This is a genomic window from Bartonella sp. MR168JLCBS, assembly GCF_042194175.1.
Map to the genome: position 1 here is coordinate 64762 of NZ_JBHIMP010000001.1, position 16151 is coordinate 80912.

A 16151-nucleotide genomic window follows, 5' to 3' on the forward strand; every position below is an offset into this window, starting at 1 on the left:
GAAGTGGGAGCATTTTTAAGTGCTCCCTTTTTGTTTGGCATTCAAGAGCTATAGAGCTTCTTGAAAGCGGATCTCCTTACCAAAACAAGCTGCTTAAATCATCAATTTTTTCAATATGAAAAAAGCTGTTTTTAAACATCTTGAAAAGTTATTTTTTCTCTTAATCCTTCATTGCAAATGTAAAAGATAACTGCTATTGCTAAATGATAATGCAAATTATTTGCAATAAAAAGAAGGCATATAAAGGAAAGAGAGAATCAATGAACGTAAGAACGTTTTTCAGCATAGTTTTAGGAAGTGTTATTTTTTTTACACCCAATTTTGCTTTGTGTGCTGGTAAATTTAAAGCTGTTACGACATTCACTATCATTGCTGATATGGCACGCAATGTAGCAGGTGATGCTGCTGATGTTGAATCCATTACAAAACCAGGTGCGGAAATTCATGAATATCAACCCACCCCTCGCGATCTTATGCGTGCTCAGGGAGCTAACCTTGTATTGTGGAATGGATTAGAGTTAGAGCTTTGGTTTGAAAAGTTTTTTCAAAATATCAAGGATGTTCCAAGTGTTGTTGTTTCAAAAGGTATTGTACCCATTAAAATTGGTGAGGGCCCCTTTAGCGGTAAACCCAATCCTCATGCGTGGATGTCACCAACCTCTGCTTTGATTTACGTTGATAATATTCGCGATGCTTTTGTAAAATATGATCCTGAACATGCTGCTATTTATAAAGAGAATGCTGAAATTTATAAACAGAAAATTCGTGCAACGATTGATCCAATTAAGGCTGAATTAGAAGCCGTACCGCAAGATAAGCGTTGGCTTGTGACCAGTGAGGGGGCATTTAGCTATTTGGCGCGTGATTTTAATCTAAAAGAGCTTTATTTATGGCCCATCAATGCTGACCAGCAAGGAACACCACAGCAGGTCAAGCATGTTATTGATATGGTTCGCAAATACAATATTCATGCAGTTTTTTCTGAAAGCACTATTTCCCCTGCGCCTGCTAAGCAGGTTGCTAAAGAAACAGGGGCTAAATACGGTGGAGTTCTTTATGTTGATTCTTTAAGTGAGAAAAATGGTGAGGTACCCACTTATATTGATTTATTACGTGTCACGAGTGGGCGTATTAGCAATGCTTTATTAGAGGGAGTAAAAAGCCAATGACGGAATCTGGAATATTTGCCCAAGGAGTAACGGTAACTTATCGTAATGGACATACGGCTTTACGCGAAGTGAATTTTGAAAGTCCAAAGGGTTCTATTACGGCATTAGTTGGTGTTAATGGATCCGGTAAGTCAACGTTATTTAAAGCGATTATGGGGTTTGTACGCCCCTCAAAGGGAAAAATTCGCATGTTTGATTTGCCCGTTGATATAGCTTTGAAAAAAAACCTTATTGCTTATGTTCCTCAAAGTGAAGATGTTGATTGGAATTTTCCTGTCTTGGTCGAAGATGTTGTATTGATGGGGCGGTACGGTCATATGAATTTCTTTCGCTATGCCCGTACACAAGATTATGAAGCCGTTCGTATTGCCTTAGAGCGCGTTGATATGTTGGCTTTTGCCAAGCGCCAGATTGGAGAACTTTCTGGTGGACAGAAAAAGCGTGTTTTCCTAGCGCGCGCTCTTGCACAGAAAGCAAAAGCTATTTTATTAGATGAGCCGTTTACAGGGGTTGACGTTACAACAGAAGATAAAATCATTGCTTTGTTACAAGATCTTCGTAAAGAAGGAGCAGTGATCTTGGTTTCAACTCACAATTTGGGTTCTGTTCGCGAATTTTGTGATCATACAGTTTTAATAAAAGGAACCGTTTTAGCTTCTGGGTTAACAGAAAAAATCTTTACAAAAGAAAATCTAGAAAAAACTTTTGGAGGATCTTTGCACCACCATATTTTTGATCTTCCTAGCACAAAAAAAAATGATGGTTTCATGGGAAGAAAGCAGTCTGCAGTTTGTGAAGATATTGAAAGAGTGGAGCACGTTGCATGATTTCTTGGTTGCTTGAGCCACTGAGCTATCAATATATGGTGAATGCAATGTGGGTTTCTGGGTTAGTTGGGTGTGTTTGTGCCTTTCTTTCGGCTTTTTTGATGTTAAAAGGTTGGTCATTGATTGGTGATGCTCTTTCCCATTCGATTGTTCCTGGTGTAGCAGGAGCTTACCTTTTAGGGTTACCTTTTTCACTCGGCGCTTTTTTTTCTGGTGGTCTTGCAGCAGCAGCAATGCTCTTTTTTAACCACCGGACAAAGCTTAAAGAAGATACCATTATTGGGCTTATTTTTTCCTCCTTTTTTGCCTTTGGGTTGTTTCTCAAATCGTTAAAACCAATGGCTGTTAATATTGATACGATTGTTTTGGGAAATATTTTAGCCGTTAGTTCATCAGATATTCTACAATTGGCTTTTATCGGCTTTTTTTCGTTGCTTATATTGCTTTTGAAATGGAAGGATCTTCTTGTTTCGTTATTTGATGAAACACATGCGCATGCCATTGGATTAAATGTAAAGTTTTTAAAGATTCTCTTTTTCACATTACTTGCCGCTTGTACTGTTGCTGCTATGCAAACCGTTGGAGCGTTCTTAGTCATTTGTCTTGTTGTGACACCTGGGGCAACAGCCTATCTTTTAAGTGATCGTTTCGTGAATATCTTGGTTATTGCAGTTGTAATTGGAACATTCACAAGTGTCTTGGGTGTTTATGTGAGTTATTTTTTAAATGCACAAACGGGGGGGGTTGTTGTGCTTTTTCAAGCATCTTTATTTGTTTTGGCTTTTATTTTTGCTCCTAAACATGGGTATATTGCTGCGCGCTTACGCATAAATGCGGCAAAAAAGGGTGTAATATTATCATGATTGATCAATTACTACTTCCGTTTCAGTTTTCTTTTATGCTTAAGGGTATGCTTATTGTCATGATTCTTTCTATTCCCATGGCGATGCTTTCCTGTTTTCTTATTTTGAAAGGATGGGCGCTGTTAGGCGATGCCATTTCTCATGCAGTTTTTCCAGGTGTTGTTGTTGGTTATATGACAACACCATGGGTAATCGCATTTTTGACTTCTTTGCCATTTGCTTGGTTTCAACATATGCGTCCAGAGAATATTACAATGACTCTGATTACTTGCGGTGCTTTTGTTGCAGGAATGGTGTGTGCACTATTAACGGGTTTTTTAGGAAGCAATAGCCGTATCAAACAGGACACGGTGATGGGTGTGGTCTTTTCTTCGATGTTTGGTTTGGGGCTTGTTTTAGCCACGTCTATTTATAGTAGCTTAGATTTGAATCATATTCTATTTGGTAATCTTTTAGGTGTTAACTGGCTTGATATAACACAAACGGCGATCATTTCTGCTGTTGTCACTTTCATTTTAGCAGCAAAATGGCGCGACTTTATGTTGTATATTTTTGATACAGTTCAAGGACATGCAATGGGGTTACCAATATCTCTACTTCACTATACCCTTCTAACGATGATTTCTCTTACAATTGTTGCGGCTTTGAAAGCTGTAGGTATCGTGCTCGTTATTTCTTTACTGATAGCACCAGGAGCAATTGCCTATCTTGTTACAAAGCGGTTTTCTTTTATGTTAATGATCGCGATACTTGTTGCAGCTTTTTCTGGTTTTTTAGGGATTTATCTCAGCTTATTTATCGGCTCTGATTCTGCTTCCACAATTGTGTTGATCTTGACGTTGATTTTTATGGCTATTTTCATGATGATTTTTTTTCGTCAAAACACAGTTCAAGAAACTTAAAAGTGTTAAAATTCATGCATATCAGCCATGCATTTTTATATATTGTTTCTCATTTCTATTTTAATTAGAGTTCGAGGTGCTAGGTTATTTTTCCTCCTAATGTCTAGCAAGTGAATGCGGTACATTTTCTCCCCCCCAACGCTGCATTCTTAATTAAGAGGCTGCATTGATTTATTCTGCAGCCTTTTTATTTTTTTTGATTTTCTAAAATCTCTTCTCTTTTCTTGAAATCAGTTAAAATGATTATCATATTGCGTGAGCTATTTGGTATTTTCAAGGAACTTATAACAGCAAAGACGCTTACGCATGAAGGGGTAGAAAGTAATTGTGCACTCAGACATGTAAACAGAAAAAAACAGATATAATGTTTTTGTAGAGGGTTTTGCGTAGAGGAAAAAAATACAAGAAAATGAAAAAAGATTTGAAGATATCTCACCCTTTGCGTATCTGCTATTATATAGCAGGGTGGACAATGGTTATATTAGGTATTATCGGTGTAGTATTACCTATTATGCCAACTGTGCCTTTTTTGTTAGTTGCCTCATGGTGTTTTACGCGTTCTTCTCCACGTTTTCATCAATGGTTGAATAATCATCGTATTTTTGGTCCCCCTATTAAGCGATGGGAAGAAAAAAAAGCAATCTCTCCATTCATTAAAGTTTTTGCAATAATGAGTATGACAGGAGGATTTTTATCCTTTTTCGTAATGGTACACCCTCCTTTATGGATTTCCTTACTTGTTGCGGTTATATTACTGCTGATTGCCATTTATATTGTAACACGTCCATCTTCATAATGATAGAAAAGGCTTTATGAGATATTCTTTTTAGCTTCGACTTATTTGTAAAAACTATGAGGACTTTTAAGTTTTGAATATAAGCTCTCCATATCCAAAATGCATATGAAATAGCAAGCTTTTTGAAAGAAATTAATTAATAATATGTTTGTGAAATAATTTTTATGAACAAAGAAGACTGTTTACGCACACTCAAAATGTTCTCACTTGGATAAACCACATTCATGGAAGAGAGTCATTATTTTTATAAGACATGTTTGTATGAATCTCTATATATACGTCATTGAAAAGTCATTGATATGATAGCCATTTCTTTCTAAAAAGACGTTTCGTTTGTTTTCATATCTCTTAATGAGGATATAATACAAAGCTTATTAAACATCATCATTTTATACTTATACAGTTAAGAAGCCGGTCTATTATATCAATCTTTAATGTTACATCTGTTCTTAGCTTAAGAATAATTCATAAGAAACAACAGAGTTTTTCAAATGGTTTTATGCATACACGCATTCTTATTATAATATGTGAATAAATAAATTCTCTGTCTTTGTATAAAGCTTATTCGAAATAAAAATATTATTGCATTCTCTGTTTTTTAATGAGGTCATGCCCCTCATGTAAAACAAAAGGGCTCCCCAATCATGTTATTTACACATTTATTTTAATGAACATTTCTCAACGCTTTACGCATTTCATGATGGCAGACCATACATGGATAAAGTAAAATCTCCTGTAAAGTGTATAAAATTCATTTGAGCACCATCATCCTTGCCTTACAAAATGCACACCGATAGTCACCGTGCTATTTGTCATCCTCCAATGTTGCCTTAGCAATTCCTAATGTTACAACTGTAGCTTTTCATTGGGTTTTGTATATTTTTACACTAGATTTTGTACCAATTTATTTTTTTTCAAAGAGTTTTAAAGATGTTCTCAAAGGGGGGAAAAGCCTTTTCTCATTTTTACTATGGAAACGCATTTTTTTCTGATTTTCGGTAATTTTTGCAATTTTAGGCGTCAAAATCTATTTTGATAAAACGCGCATTTAATGGTCAAAATTGTACATAAAAACAACAAATTACCACGTATTCCTACTTAATCCTATCTCTTCCCACTTAGTACAAACCTACTGTCGAGCTACAACAATAACCCTTAAAACTTGAAAACCTTCATACATGTAAGGAGATGAGTGTGCTTGATTTAAAAGGGTTGAAATGAAAAAAATTTATGATATTCACGCACGCTCTTTCAACATGCAAAACAACAGTATCTTGTCGTGCCGTATAACACCGTTATTTATGACAATGATATAAGGAAGCCTCCTTGGCTAAACTTCCCTAGCAAGTTAAGTATTTTTTTAATGCGTAGTGAATATTTTTAAGTCTGATCTGTCGAATCCTTATGTAAGTGAAGCGTATGCGTGGTAGGCCAAGTAGAATCTGCTCAAAAAACAACCGAACTATTTACAGACCAGCAAAGGTTAAGAACCCTCATCCTTAGGGCAGGACAAAAATCAATCTTATAAACAATATGATGAGTCAATATACTCGTTTAAAGAACCGGAAACTACGTCTTTATAGGTCTAGCAATTCGCTTTTTATTACCAAAAAAATTGAGATAACGTTGTACTTCTTTTGAATCACCGATCGTTTTTTCAGGATTATCTGAAAGCTTTACGGCTGGTCGACCATTGGCATAGGTCACCTTACAAACAAGGGAAAGAGCATCAAGAGTTTCGATTTCCTGAGGTGCACAGCCTGTAAAGTCATTGGTAAGATCCGTGCCCCATCCAAAACTCATGCGCACTCTGCCATGGAAATGATGATAGGTTTTTTCAATTGTATTGACATCAAGAGCATCAGAAAAAATTAAAAGTTTTTCGCGTGGATCTTTTCCTTTTTCTTTCCACCATTGAATAATACGTTCGCCACCTTCAATAGGGGGCGCACTATCGGGTCTGAAACCTGTCCAATCAGCGACCCAATCTGGTGCATTGCGTAAAAATGCTTCTGTACCAAAGGTATCAGGTAAAACAATGAGAAGATTTCCACCATAATAACGGTTCCAATCTTGCAAGACTTGATATGGAGCTCTGCGTAATTCATCATCGTTGTTGCTGAGAGCCGCAATAACCATGGGCAATTCGTGTGCATTGGTTCCAAGAGCTTCTAAATCCGTATCCATGGCAAGAAGAACATTAGAAGTTCCAGTAAAAGAATTACCAATGCCTTCTTTTAATGCTTCCACACACCAGCGCTGCCATAAAAAAGAATGGCGACGCCTTGTCCCAAAGTCAGATATTTTAATATCAGGCAATTTTTTGAGACGTTCAACTTTACTCCACATTTTTGCTTTAGCACGCGCATAAAGTACATCAAGAGCAAAACGATCTAGTTTTTTGAGAGCTGCACGTGAACGTAATTCACTGATAATAGCAAGGGCTGGAATTTCCCACATAGAGCTATGAGCCCACGAACCATAAAAATGAAGCATATATTGGCCATCTTTGCGGGTTAGTTCATATTCTGGGAGTTGAAAATTCTCAAGCCACTGAAGAAAATCCGGTTCAAAAATTTGTTTGCGTCCATAAAATGTATTACCAGCAAGCCAGATCATTTCTTTTTTTGTAAAGCGCAAACTAAGAGCATGATCAAGTTGAGCACGTAATTCACTCTCATCAATATCATCGGCAAGACGTATTGTTTTAGAGCGATTTATGAGGGAAAAAGTAACATTAACATTAGGATACAACCCCCAAATCATCTGTACCATAAGAAGCTTATAAAAATCCGTATCGAGAAGTGAACGAATAATGGGATCAAGTTTCCAAGTATGATTGTAAACACGTCTAGCAATATCCGGATGATTCATAACCTTTTTCTTTCAGTTTCATAAAATCTAAAATATTATGCACCAACACGGACAATATAGGCGGTGCAATATAACAACTCTACAGTTTTGGGCAAGAATAAAAAAGTCTGCTCTCTTTTTCATCTTTCATCTCTAAGATTTAACAATACGTATAATTTCATGCTGACCTGTTTTGTGTAACTTTATCCCCGCATGAACTTCGGTATATTTTTTGCCATTAACATGGAGCATATTTTTAGGTCCCCATTTTACTTTAATGGTATAAACGGCATCATAAAACTTCATTGTTGCTTCATATTTTGGCCAAATAGAGGGTAAATGTGGCTGTAAAAACAACAGATCTCCCTGACGCTGTATTCCAAGAATAGCTTGTGTTGCAGCACGATAAAACCAACCGGCTGAGCCTGTATACCATGTCCAACCGCCTTGACCACATCGTGGTTCAACAGAATAAATATCTGCGGCCATCACATAAGGTTCAACACGATAAGTTTCAGGATCTTGTCCATGGGTAATCGGGTTAATCATAGAAAATAAAGCGTAAGCTTTATCGTTTTGTTCCATTTCAGCCAATGCTAAAATACTCCAAATGGCACCATGCGTGTATTGACCACCATTTTCTCGGATTCCCGGAGGATAACCTTTTATATAACCGGGCTCAAGTGTGCTTTTATCAAAAGGTGGCCAAAAAAGGCGAATGAGTCCGCCTTTTTTATCATAGAGATGTTCCAACATTGATGTCATTGCTTGCTTTTGATGTTCAGGCGATGCCATTTGAGAAATGACAGCCCAAGATTGAGCAATGGTATCAATTTGGCATTCATCATTAATTTTAGAACCAAGAGGTGTTCCATCATCAAAATAACCACGTCGATACCAAGCACCATCCCAACCGTTTTCCTCTAGGGATTTTGTTAAGCGTTCAAGGTATGTACTCCATATTTGCATATGGCTGTTATCACCACGTTTTTTGGCCAAAGGAATAAATGCTTGTAATGTGTACCCAAGAAACCATCCTAACCAAATGCTTTCGCCTTTTCCTTCCACACCTACCAAATTCATGCCATCATTCCAATCCCCACCTAAAATAAGAGGGAGACCATGGGGCCCGCAGCGTTTAATGGCAAGGTCTAAAGCTAAAGCACAATGTTCATAAACTGTTGCAACCTTTGAGGATTGGATAGGTTGAAAATAAGCATCCTGTTGCCCACTTTTGAGAACATCACCTTCAATAAAAGGAATGAGCGTATCAAGAAAAGCGTCATCACCAGTGGTAGTGACATAAAGAGCTGTTGCATATGCAAGCCAAACGATATCATCAGAAATGTATGTACGAACACCAGCATTTGTGTCAGGCAACCACCAATGTTGCACATCCCCTTCAAGAAATTGGTGCGCTGCTGCATTTAATAATTGTTCACGTGCTAATTGTGGTTCCAGCAATAACAAAGACAGGCTATCTTGTAACTGGTCACGAAAACCAAATGCACCACTCGCTTGGTAAAAGCCTGCACGTGCCATGATGCGGCATGCGTAGATTTGATAAGGAAGCCAATGGTTGACCATAAGATTAAAAGAAGCGTCAGGTGTTTTGACTTGGAAAGGAGAAACAAAATCACTCCATTGCTGTTTTTGTTTTGTGAGCAGAATTTCAAAATCACTTGCATGTACTTGATTGAGTAATTTTTCAGCTTCTTGCCTATTTTCAGCACTGCCAAGATAGAAGATGATTTCTTTTGTTTGCCCTGGTTGAAGATCAATATCATAGGCGAATGCTGAACAAGGATCACATCCTGCTTCAATGATATTCGAAAGAGCACCAGCTTTACGGATCGCAGTTGGATGCGTTACGGTTCCCGTTGCACCAATAAATTCAGCACTATTGGTTGTGGTGCTGGTTGGCATTTCAGATGCCGATAAGAATGTGACTTGTTGAGATTTTTCAATGTGATAAGGATTTTGAATAAAATGTACACCCCTTTTGTCCTCATAAGAGGAAATAATGAAGGGGGCATATTTTGTACGGGTATTTCCCAAAACCCATTCAACATAATTATAAAGGCGTAAACTGCGTGGTTTTGTCCCTTCATTCGTGAGGGTAAGACGTGAAAAGCGAATTGGTTTTTCCGGATCGAGTGTATGAGTCAGTTCTAATGCAATTTCTGAATGTGTCGATTTAAAAGTTGAAAATCCAAAACCATGACAAGCCTCATAGACAATATTTTCATCACATTCTACAGCAGAAACGGGTGAAAAACGTTTTAAAGACTGGCGATCAACCAGATAAAGTGCTTCTCCTGGCCGGTTAGATGTTGGATCATTTGCCCAAGGAGTTAATTTATAATCACGGCTATTGTTAACCCAAGTAAAAATTGCACCTTCAGCAGAGACATGAAAACCAAATTTGTGGTTAGCGATGACGTTAATCCACGGGTGCGGTGTAGTTGTACGTCCATGAAGACGTATTACATAATGGTTATACTGGTTAAAACCACCGTAACCATTCCAATATTTTAGATCTTCTCCATTTATGGGAAAAGAGGAGGGTTTTTGTTGGCTAATAAGACCAATGGAAGCAAAAAAATTTTGTTCAGTTTGTATTGTAACTTGCCTTCCTTCGCTATACTTTGGGGAATCTAATTGATCATGCAATTCATGATAATTTTTATGAACTGTAAGATCAAAATCACTCTCATCAAGTCGTTTAAGCTGTTCAGATAAAGAGCCATTTTGGGCATCAAGAACGGTGCGCGCTGATGCAAGAAGCGTTTTAAAACTCTGTTCACTCATTTGATCGCGTCGAAGCATGAAAATATGTTGGCGTTCATCTGCTTTTTGCGTGTGGTGATAATAAGATTCACAGACCCACTCAAGAGCGCGTTGTGTATTTTGTATGTAGGAAAATGTTTGTTCATTAAGAATGACCAAATCAACAATGAGTCCGCGCATATGCCAATATTCGTGTGCTTTAAGGAGCTCGCGCAGTACAGAGATATTTCCCTCGTTATTTAACCTAAGAAGACAGAGTGGATTGTCTCCTGAAATGGACATAGGCCAAAGATCGGACTGTTTTCCAAGCGTTTTTGCTAATATTTCAGGAGAAAGACGCCATGTTCGATCAAGGTAGATAAGCGATGTGGCATATTTTTGATAGACAATAGCTTCTTTAGGCTGGGTTCCGCTCTGATACAGTGCGACTTGTGAGCGCGTCCATGCCCTTGAAAGTTCTTTTTGAAACATATCGGGTTGTCGATAATGTTTAATATGATTATGCAGCGCTTCTTTTGTATGAGCAGCAAAAGTCCAAAAAATAAGTTCTGCTTTTCCATATGCTGAAATTTTGATACGGCATCGCAATGACATAATAGGATCAAGAACACAACCTTGACTGTTACTGAAACGAGCATTTTGGTCAAATGCAGCGGGCCGATGAATAGATCGACCCCGCCCAATAAACAGAGAGCGATCCGTTTCAGCTTCTGTCTCTTGGAGAATATCTGTTGTACTAGAGACAAAATGGGCAACATAGATTTCAGGATCGCTAGGTGAGCGTTTGCGCCTTTTGGCAAAAATTGTTTTACCTTCCTCAGCAATTTCTGTCTCTATAAACATACGGAAAAAAACAGGATGAGCTTGGTCTGTATCCATTGTGGCAAGCGCTAATTCACCATAAGAAGTCACTTCAATGAGGCGCTCTTTATTTGTCGTATTCATCAGTTGAATACGTCTACCTTCGCCACATCCTTCAGATGTAATAAGACATTCAAGTGTTGATTTTATACCATCAACCATTTTTGTATATTCAGCCTTTTCATCTGTAAAAATGCTGACAGCTTCTTCTTCAATAACACGTGTTGGCTCACTAGTAACAGACCACCACCGTCCACTATGCGTATCGCGTAAGAAGAATAAAGTACCTTGTTGATCTTCTGTTGCATCAGGAATAAAACGCGTAATCGCATAATCGTGCCACCGACTGTAACCAGAACCATTCGCTGTTAGCATGGTAAAATAAAAGCCATTAGACAAAAGTAACGTTTCTCGTGGTTTGAGCAACGGGTTTGTAATAATGCGCAAAGGAGCGGCGTCAAGTGCTTGAGACTTATTGCGCATACGATTAACAGCTTTGGTATGAATAATAGGAATGAGATGAGGCGCTCTTTCCTGTAACAGCAATTGCGTTGCTTCAATAATGGGATCACGGTGAAAACGGTCACGCATTCGCCCTTGAAAAATAACATTGTTAAGAGCAAGGATAGACATGCCATGATGGTGCGCATAATAATTGCGTACAACAGCGTATTTTTCCCCTGTTTTCACGCGTGAAGGGGTAAAATCGACAGAGTCATAATAACCATATGTTCCTAAAGCTCCAAGATCACGGAGTCGTTTTAAATTAGCGACAGCGCAAGCAGGAGCATATTGTGCCGCTAGAAGGCTGGCATAAGGAGCAATGACAGCATTGCGTGAAAGACCACGTTGGAGTCCGAGGTTTGGAACACCAAAATGAGCGTATTGGTAATTCATTAAATGATCGCGAGCGTTAAATGCGGCCTCTGAAATACCCCATGGCAATTCCCGTTTATGAGCATATTGTATTTGACAATGAATAATCAATCGATTTGTTTGATCTAGGAGAGATCCTAAAGGTTCATGCATTACGAGAGATGGCATAAGATATTCGAACATCGATCCAGACCATGATAGGAGCGCACCTTTCCAACCTATGGGTACGAGGAGTCGACCAAGACGAAACCAATGTTTAAGTTTTATGTCTCCTTTTGCGATAGCAAAAAAACTTGCAAGACGTGCTTCTGAAGCAAGTAGATCATAACAATTTTCATCGAGTTTGTTTTCTTGAACACGATATCCAATGGATAAGAGATGCCGTTTAGGCTGTTCTAAAAAGTCAAATTTCATATCAAAGGCTATTTGCCGTGCTACTATAGCCAACCTGTTTAGTTTTTTACGTAATTTTTCAGTATCACAATGAGCAGTCGCATCATGATGATAAGCGTTACAGGTATCGATAAGGCATTTAGCCCAAGAAAGCGCACGAGCAGATTCTATCGTTTGAATTTTGTGGTCAAGTTCACTGACTAAGTGCACAATATCGTGGGCTGCATGTGAAAGGTCTATGATGTGAGAAGGAATCGTATTTTCTTGTTTTACAAAAGTGAAGACAGAGTCATGAAAACGAATGATGTTTTCTTCGATTTTTTGACGTAACGAGCGTAAATTGGGTTGATGATCTGGAATTTCTTTGACAGTTTCTTCAAGAATAGCAAGAACATCCGATAAGCCTTCTCGATCACTTTGAAAAAAAAGAGGCAGTTTTTCAGCCCATTCACTTAAGGCAGAAGAGAGTGTTATCAAATGACCGGCAAGATTTCCTGAATCAACGGTTGATACATAAGTAGGTAAAAGAGGCCTGAGTGTATCCGTTTCATACCAATTATAGAGATGACCACGGAACTTTTCCATTTTTGTAAGAGAGCGTAATGTACATTCAATACGGGTAATGGTCTCTTCAAAACCAATCCAGCCAAAATCACGTGCAGCAATAATAGAAAGGAGATAAACGCCAATATTCGTAGGAGATGTACGTTGAGCAACAAGAGGTTCAGGATCTTCTTGAAAATTATCGGGAGGCAAATAGTTGTTTTGTGCATTGACAAAGGTTGTATAATAAAGCCATGTACGCCGTGCAATAGAGCGAAGTTTTTTTTCATCTTTTGAAGAAAGATCAAGACTATCTTGAAAGGTTGAAGGTTGACTCACAATCCAAGCAATGAAGGGTGAAAAAAACCATGCTATCCCAAAAGGAAAAGCAATCAAGCTTGCAAAACTATCAGAAAAAAGAGAAAGTGCTACAGTAAGGACACCAATAAGCGATGCTGGTGCCATTATAAAAACATAGAAGCGCAAACTATTGGGCATTGATTTTGTTGCGGCAGAAGTTTTCCATTCAAGAAGATGCTGTTTTGAAATCGTCATACGATAGAGTGTACGAATAATCGCATCGGTCATAAAATACGCCGAATGAGCAAGAAACGTTGTTTTAAGAAATATATCAGCGCTTGTAAGAGCAGTTTTGTTCCAAATTAATTGAAAATGTCCACGCAAAGAATGATCTATATTGGACGAGACAAGCGTTTTTAATACACATAGAATGGGAGAAATGAAGGAGCTAAACAACAAGAATATTTGCCAGACGATTGCACTCTTGAAAGACAAAAAAGTCCATCCTGCAAATGCTGCGATTAACCACATAAGTGGAGTAAGAGAACGACGTAAATTATCCTGCATTTTCCAACGCGTCACGGAACTTATTTGACGGTGGAAAAAAAGATAAGGCAAAAGCTGCCAATCACCGCGAATCCAGCGATGATAACGCATAACATCAATATTATAAGCGGTTGGATAGTCTTCAATGACTTCTATGCTACTTACCAGAGCAGTACGAGCATAACCTCCTTCTAAGAGATCATGACTAAGAATAGTATTTTCTTTAATTTTGCCATCAAGCGCTTGTTCAAATGCATCAATATTATAAAGACCTTTACCGATAAAGGTACCTTCTCCTAAAAGATCTTGATAAGTATCAGAAACGGCAAAAACATAAGGATCAATGCCACGGTTGATAGAAAAAACCCGTTGGAGAATTGATGTTTTTTTTCCTGTTGTAAGAGAAGGAATAATGCGTGGTTGTAAAACGCTATAGCCTTTTACAACCTTTCCACTTTGCGGATCAAAAATGGGATGATTGAGTGGATGGTTAAGCTTTCCAACAAGTTTCGCGACGCTCTCTGGAGTAAGACGTGTATCACAATCCAGCGTCATAACAAAACGGCAATCCATAGGAAGGTGTGGCTTGGGAGGATAAAAGCTTGTGTTTTTATCGCCTCTTAAGAGCCGATTGAGTTCATGAAGTTTTCCTCGCTTTCGTTCCCATCCCATCCAACATTTTTCGCTTGTATTATAAAGGCGTCGGCGATGTAAAAGGAAAAAAAGAGGAAGTTCATCACGATGATAACGACTATTGAGTTTATCAATACTCTTTTGCGCATAGTGCAATAAATCAAGATCATCTTGCGTTTCTCTCAATGGAGCATCCACCCAATCTGTAATGAGCGCAAAATGAATGGCACCTTTAGGATTGGAAAGATAGTGCACTTCAAGATTGCGCACTTGTTCATCAATATCATCGCGTGATGTCATCAAAGTAGGTACAACAACCATTGTCCGTGCATGTTTTGGAATACCTTCTTTATATTCATAGCCAATGAGTTGTCTTGATGGGATAAACCATGAAACAACAGTGTTAAATAAAGCAAAAGCAGCATCGATAGCAGGAAAAAGCGCTAATACAGTAAAGCAAAAAGACATCCATGATGTCATGCCAGATATTTGTAAAAGGGCGTAAATTACAAGCAAAAGAGCGAGCGTCAGAAAAGAGACAGGAATAGCGATGACTCTCAATTTTGAGCAACAGGAAGCTCGTGTCCATTTTATGAGAAAGGGCGGGATATATCCACAAGCCTTTTCAAATATGCCACGACCATCATCAACAAGGTACCACCCCACACAAGAATGATGAGGCATATCTTTAGAAGTGGAATTTGTCATTTCTACAACTTTATGTGCAATTTCCAGCTCACTAAGAGGCGAAAAGCGTGCAACTTTTTCAATGACTTGTCGATAAATATTGCGTGAGTGAGAATCAATTTCAGAAAAATCACTATTTTTACGCAAAATAGAATCGACACAACTCACTGTTTCAAACCATGCTGTCCAATCAACATCATCTATAGCTTTAAGAGCACGGATAATATTTCCCATGGTCACACCATCTGCTGCTTGTCGGGTATGTTCATCAGCTGTTGCAATTTCTAAGCTACTGCCTTGGCTTTTCAATTGCTTTTCAAGCCAAGTTAATGCTACGGTTGAATCGACAGATGCACTGCGTAGGCGATAGAATAAATGTGCTGAAAACGTTGGATCAACAGTAAATGGTTTATACTGCGTAAAGAGAGAGTGTAGATTTGTTTTATTTTTTACAAGAGAAATTTTATCAGCCACTTGACTAGCAAGATGGCGCATATGTCGCGCTTTTTCGATACGTACTGAAAGACGACGGACATTTTCAATGAGCAGCATTTGCATAACAGAAGGAAGAGCCCACAATTCACCAATTGTGAGCGCACAAACTTCTTGAAATCCATTGGTCATAGCAGTGAGTGTTTCTTGTGAAAAGCTGCTATCAGTATGCGCAATATAAAGCCAAGTTAAAGCAAAAATTCGTGGTATTCCCGCTTTGTGTGTAGAAAGAGGAAGTTGCTTTATGAAGGACTTAGGTAGATTACGACGTAGCTTTTGTATAGTTTTATCAATGGTGTAATGATTATCAATGAGCCATTGAGCAGACGGTGCGATAGTCTCATCATTTCGGGCTGCAAAATCACTGGTATGAAAGGCATTAAGAATAAGTTTCGCATTTTCATTCAATCTCTTGCGAAAATCTTCTACTCCTTCATATTCAGGGAGTAAAATTTCTTTACCAGAAGCTATATCATGCCCTAATTTATAAAGATCTTCCCGTACCTTATAAATTGCACGAAGAGGAAAATCCGTATTAATAAAATGTTTTTTTTTCTCTTTTTGAGAAAAAAAGCACTTTATGAAAGGTATTATGCACGTCATAATGTCCCATTGTTATT

7 protein-coding genes are annotated in these 16151 nt (G+C 38.2%); 5 read left to right on the forward strand and 2 right to left on the reverse strand.

Going from position 1 to position 16151, the window contains the following annotated elements; genetic code table 11:
* Positions 1 to 260 precede the first annotated feature (260 nt).
* The 5 genes from ACFIK8_RS00260 to ACFIK8_RS00280 all read left to right on the forward strand — a co-directional run bounded on the left by ACFIK8_RS00260 (position 261) and on the right by ACFIK8_RS00280 (position 4557).
* The gene (locus tag ACFIK8_RS00260) at positions 261 to 1169 is read left to right on the forward strand and encodes a metal ABC transporter substrate-binding protein (protein WP_375635417.1); all 909 of its coding nucleotides are present in this window, start codon (positions 261 to 263) and stop codon (positions 1167 to 1169) included.
* Positions 1166 to 1996: a manganese/iron ABC transporter ATP-binding protein gene (locus ACFIK8_RS00265; RefSeq protein ID WP_375635416.1), complete on the forward strand. Its 831-nt coding sequence runs from the start codon at positions 1166 to 1168 to the stop codon at positions 1994 to 1996. Before ACFIK8_RS00260 ends, ACFIK8_RS00265 begins: the two co-directional genes overlap by 4 nt.
* Entirely contained in the window at positions 1993 to 2859 is an 867-nt protein-coding gene (locus ACFIK8_RS00270) for a metal ABC transporter permease (protein WP_012754510.1), read from the forward strand. The genes ACFIK8_RS00265 and ACFIK8_RS00270 overlap by 4 nt, the downstream gene beginning before the upstream one ends.
* Complete coding sequence (locus ACFIK8_RS00275; RefSeq protein WP_012754509.1) at positions 2856 to 3761, forward strand: metal ABC transporter permease; 906 nt, start codon at positions 2856 to 2858, stop codon at positions 3759 to 3761. Before ACFIK8_RS00270 ends, ACFIK8_RS00275 begins: the two co-directional genes overlap by 4 nt.
* A 409-nt stretch (positions 3762 to 4170) precedes the next feature.
* Entirely contained in the window at positions 4171 to 4557 is a 387-nt protein-coding gene (locus ACFIK8_RS00280; protein WP_012754508.1) for a YbaN family protein, read from the forward strand.
* 1569 nt (positions 4558 to 6126) lie between these two features.
* Here ACFIK8_RS00280 and pncB read toward each other — a convergent pair.
* Complete coding sequence (gene pncB / locus ACFIK8_RS00285) at positions 6127 to 7431, reverse strand: nicotinate phosphoribosyltransferase (protein ID WP_375632143.1); 1305 nt, start codon at positions 7429 to 7431, stop codon at positions 6127 to 6129.
* A 132-nt stretch (positions 7432 to 7563) separates the two neighbouring features.
* Positions 7564 to 16134, reverse strand: a complete 8571-nt coding sequence (locus ACFIK8_RS00290) for a GH36-type glycosyl hydrolase domain-containing protein (protein ID WP_375668830.1) — start codon at positions 16132 to 16134, stop codon at positions 7564 to 7566.
* Positions 16135 to 16151: the final 17 nt, after the last annotated feature.